The organism is Achromobacter veterisilvae, from assembly GCF_900496975.1.
Lineage (GTDB): Bacteria > Pseudomonadota > Gammaproteobacteria > Burkholderiales > Burkholderiaceae_B > Achromobacter > Achromobacter veterisilvae.
Map to the genome: position 1 here is coordinate 1 of NZ_UFQC01000084.1, position 4,480 is coordinate 4,480.

3 protein-coding genes are annotated in these 4,480 nt (G+C 69.7%); 2 read left to right on the forward strand and 1 reads right to left on the reverse strand.

From position 1 onward, the window contains the following. The first annotated feature begins 134 nt into the window (after window positions 1–134). Together AVE30378_RS32305 and AVE30378_RS32310 are read left to right on the forward strand one after the other, a co-directional pair. Window positions 135–1,079, forward strand: a complete 945-nt coding sequence (locus AVE30378_RS32305; RefSeq protein WP_129247260.1) for a phosphate acetyltransferase — start codon at window positions 135–137, stop codon at window positions 1,077–1,079. Window positions 1,080–1,138: 59 nt separating this feature from the next. Continuing rightward, window positions 1,139–2,323, forward strand: a complete 1,185-nt coding sequence (locus AVE30378_RS32310) for an acetate/propionate family kinase (RefSeq protein ID WP_129247262.1) — start codon at window positions 1,139–1,141, stop codon at window positions 2,321–2,323. 21 nt (window positions 2,324–2,344) lie between these two features. On the opposite strand, the gene AVE30378_RS32315 is transcribed toward AVE30378_RS32310, so the two are convergent. Further along, entirely contained in the window at window positions 2,345–4,033 is a 1,689-nt protein-coding gene (locus tag AVE30378_RS32315) for a SulP family inorganic anion transporter (protein ID WP_208742491.1), read from the reverse strand. Window positions 4,034–4,480 lie beyond the last annotated feature (447 nt).

Here is a 4,480-nt window from a genome sequence, read left to right on the forward strand (position 1 = left end):
ATCTCCGCCGCCAGGAGCGAGCCGCCGGCCACGGCCGCCAAGCCGGTGAAGGCGGCTCCGGCCGCCCGCGCCGGGCGCGTCGCCGCCAAGACTCCCGCGCGCGCCGCGCGCAAATCCACCAAGGCGACTTCCGAATGACCCTGCCCGCGTCCACGCACTACGACAAGCTCATCGCCCGCGCGCAGACGCTGGCGCCCGCCGTATGCGCCATCGCTCATCCCTGCGACGAGCCTTCGCTGTCCGCCGCGCTGCAGGCGCGGGACCTCGGCCTGCTGCAACCGATCCTGGTGGGCCCCGAACTCAAGATCCGCGCGACGGCCGCGCAGTACGGGCTGGACCTGGGCAACGCCCGCATCGTCGACGCGCCGCACAGCCACGCCGCGGCCGAGGCCGCGGTCGCGCTGGTGCGCAGCGGCGAGGCGACGCTCCTGATGAAGGGCAGCCTGCACACCGACGAACTGATGCACGAAGTGGTGGCGCGCAACACCGGGCTGCGCAGCGGCCGGCGCATCAGCCACGTGTTCATCATGGAGGTTCCCACCTACGCGGAGCCGCTCTTCATCACCGATGCCGCCATCAACATCTTCCCGGACCTGGAAACCAAGGCCGACATCATCCGCAACGTGATCGACCTGCACCGCGGCCTGGGCCTGGGCGAACCCCGCGTGGCCATCCTGTCGGCCGTGGAACAGGTCACGCCCAGCATACCCAGCACCATCGAAGCCGCGGCGCTGTGCAAGATGGCCGACCGCGGCCAGATCGCCGGCGGCCTGCTGGACGGTCCGCTGGCGCTGGACAACGCCATCAATCCCGAAGCCGCCCGCATCAAGGGCATCCGTTCCCCGGTCGCCGGGATCGCCCAGGTGCTGGTGGTGCCGGACCTGGAGGCGGGCAATATGCTGGCCAAGAACCTGACCTTCCTGGCCAACGCGGAAGCGGCCGGCATCGTGCTGGGCGCGCGCGTGCCCATCATCCTGACCAGCCGCGCCGACAGCCCGCGCTCGCGCCTGGCCTCGTGCGCGGTCGCGGCCATCTACGCGCACCACCTGAGCGAACAACAGGCCCGTCCGCTCGCCTGATGTATGGGACCCACCCCTACCCACTTACGCGACTTGTCCCAACCCGGAATCACAGCGCCATGAGCGACACCATTCTCGTCATCAACGCCGGCAGTTCCAGCATCAAGTTCTACCTGTACGACATCGACGGCGAACAAGAGCTGGCTCCCCGACTGGGCGGCCAGCTCGAAGGCATCGGCACCCTGCACCCCAGGCTGCGGGTGCGCGACGCGGCGGGCCAGACGCTGGTGGAGCGCGAGGTCGCGCCCAGCCACGCGCCCGACGTGCCCAATGCGCAGGAAGTGGTCGGCACCTGGCTGAGCGGCCACCTGGGCGGCGCGCCGCTGGCGGTGGGGCACCGGGTGGTGCACGGCGGCCCCACCCTGTCGGAGCCGGTTCTCATCGACGACGACATCCTGGCGAGGCTGGATGCCTTCACGCCGCTGGCGCCGCTGCATCAGCCGAACAACCTGGCGCCCATCCGCGTGATCCGCGAGCGCCGTCCCTGGATCCCGCAGGTGGCGTGCTTCGACACCGCCTTCCACCGCAGCCACTCCGACGTGGCCGACCGCTACGCGCTGCCCGAGCGCCTGTACCAGGAAGGCGTGCGCCGCTACGGTTTCCACGGCCTGTCCTACGAATACATCGCGCAGCGCCTGCGCCAGGCGCTGCCGGACGTCGCCATGGGCAAGATCATCGCCGCGCACCTGGGCTCGGGGGTTTCCGCCTGCGCCATGCACCACGGCAAGAGCGTGGACAGCACGATGGGCTTCACGGCGCTGGAAGGCTTGCCCATGGGCACGCGCCCCGGCCGCCTGGACCCGGGCATCGTGCTGTGGATGATGGAACGCGGCATGACCCACGACGAAATCGAGCACATGCTGTACTACGACTGCGGCATGAAGGGCCTGTCGGGCATCAGCAACGACATGCGCGAGCTGCTGGCCAGCGACGCGCCGTCCGCGAAGCTGGCGCTGCAATACTTCGCGTGGCGCGTGGCCGAGGGCATGATCGGGCTGGCCTGCGCCATGAATGGCGTGGATGCCATCGTCTTCACCGCCGGCGTCGGCGAGAACTCGGCCGAGATCCGCCAGGCGATCAGCGACCATTGGGGCTGGCTGGGCATCAGGCTCGACCACGAACGCAACACCCGCCACGGGCCGCGCATCTCCAGCGACGACAGCCGCATCGGCGTCTACGTCGTGCGCACCAATGAAGAACTGATCATCGCCCAGCACACGCTGGCGCTGGTGCGGCAGCGATAAGCGCGGCTGCCGCAACGTCGGTTAGCCCAGCGTGGGGGGCGCCGCCTGGCGCCAGCGTTCGATGGCATCGACGGCCTGTTCGGGGCTGCCGAAGATCTTGTCGCGCCCGATTTTCTTCACCAGGCCGGAACGCTCCAGCGCCATGCGGAACTGGCCATGGCCGCCCGCGACCAGCAGGGTCATGCCGCGGGCGTCCAGTTCGCGCTTGAGCTCGTACAGCGCCTCGACCGCGTCGGCGTCGGCCTGGGTCATGGCTTCGGCATCCAGCACGAACCACTGCGCGCCGCCCGCCTGGTCCATCACTTCGCGCGCGCGGCGGCGGAACGCGTCGGCGTTGAAGAACCACACGGAGGACTCGAACAGCCAGACCACCGTGCCCGGCACCGGCTGCGCGTCGGGGTTCAGGTGCAGCTTGCCCAGCACCGATTCGCCGGGCAGCCGGCCCAGCAGGGCGTCGCGGGGATTGCCCGACACGTACATGGCGTACAGCAGCGTCGCGCCCACGGAAACCGCCACGCCCTGCAGCACGCCGAAGCCGATCACGCCCACGGCCGCCAGGACGCCGAACGCCAGTTCGATGCGCGAAATACGGGCCAGGCGCAGGAAGGCGTGGCCGTCGAACAGGCTGGCCGCGGCCAGCAGCAGGATGGCCGACAGCACGGCCTGCGGCAGCCAGTACAGCGGCGCGCTCAGCAGGCCCACCACGATCGCCAGCGCGGCGGCCGCGCTGACGCTGACCAGCGGCGAGGAGCCGCCGGCCACCAGCCCCACCGCGGTGCGCGAGTCGGCGCCGGTCACGACGAAACCCTGGAACAGCCCGGCCGCCACGTTGGCCGCGCCGAAGCCGACCAGTTCGCGGTTGGGATCCACGTGTTCGCCCGTGCGCGCGGCGAAGCTGCGCGCGGTCACGATGCCGCTGGAAAAGCTCACGACCAGCACCCCGGCCGCGCCCATCAGGATGCCGTCCAGCCCCTCCAGCCGCACCGGCAGGCTCAGCGACGGCAGGCCCGCGGGCACTTCGCCCACGACCGCGATGCCCAGGCCGGGAAAGTCGAAGATCCACGACAGCAGGCAGGATCCCGCCACCAGCAGGATGGGGCCGGGCCAATTCGGCCGCCAGCGCTTGAACGCCATCAGCAGCAGGCAGGACGCCACGCCGAGCAAGAGCGTGGGGATCCGGATTTCGGGCAGCCGGCGCGACAGTTCCAGGAAGGGGTGCACTAGGCCGCTGTTGCGCAGCCCCACCCCCGTCAGGCCGCTCAACTGCGAGATCGCCAGCGTGATGGCCACGCCCGCCATATAGCCGATCAGGACGGGCCGGGACAGTAGGTTGGCCAGCACGCCCAGGCGCAGGACGCGCGCGATCAGGCAGCCCACGCCCACGGTCAGGGCGATGCCCGTCGCGGCCAGCAGACGGTCTTCCGGCGTGCTGAGCGCCATTCCGGTCAGCGTGGCCGCGATCAGGGTGCAGGTTGCCGTGTCGGGCCCGACGATCAGCGTGCGCGAGGAGCCGAACACGGCATAGCCCAGCATCCCGGCGATGGCCGCCCACAGGCCCGCGACGGGCGGGACCCCCATCATGGCCGCGTAGGCCAGGCCCACGGGCAGCGCCACCGCCGCCACGCTCAGCCCGGCCATGACGTCGCGCCGCGCCGATTCCCGCGTGATGCCGCGGAAGTTATTCAGGCCAGGGAACAGGCGTAGGTTCATGATGCGGCGAGCAAATCGGACAGGAAGATTCCGCGGCGCGCGCGGAGCGTGCGCCAAGCCTACACCAAGCCCGAGGTTTGCAGATGCGCCGGATCAAGCCGCGGCGACTTATATTCCTTGAGTGAATGAATACCTTGGGTATTTATCCCTTTTTGGAACTGGCGGTCGTGCAGCGTGCGTTGCGTGGGTGAGGAGGAGGGGAAGGTGTCTGACACCCGTACGAGACGCGGGCACGGATTACCCCGGTGCCGCCGGGTGTCAGACACCCGCGGCTCACGGCGGGTGTCTGACACCCAAGCCAGGTGGCTTCAAGCCTGAAGCGCCTTGCCTTGGGGTGTCAGACACCTGCGGAAGCGCCCTGCCTTGAGGGAAGATACCGTCTTGGCCGTCAAGCGATCAGACGTAGTCGGGTCGGTATCGTGATCGGGTTTTAAGCACGCCGAAGCA

What these genes read in the sequence shown, in the direction of transcription:
- AVE30378_RS32305 (WP_129247260.1), top strand. Translation starts at nt 135, where the DNA reads ATGACCCTGCCCGCGTCCACGCACTACGACAAGCTCATCGCCCGCGCG.
- AVE30378_RS32310 (WP_129247262.1), top strand. Translation starts at nt 1,139, where the DNA reads ATGAGCGACACCATTCTCGTCATCAACGCCGGCAGTTCCAGCATCAAG.
- AVE30378_RS32315 (WP_208742491.1), bottom strand. Translation starts at nt 4,033, where the DNA reads ATGAACCTACGCCTGTTCCCTGGCCTGAATAACTTCCGCGGCATCACG.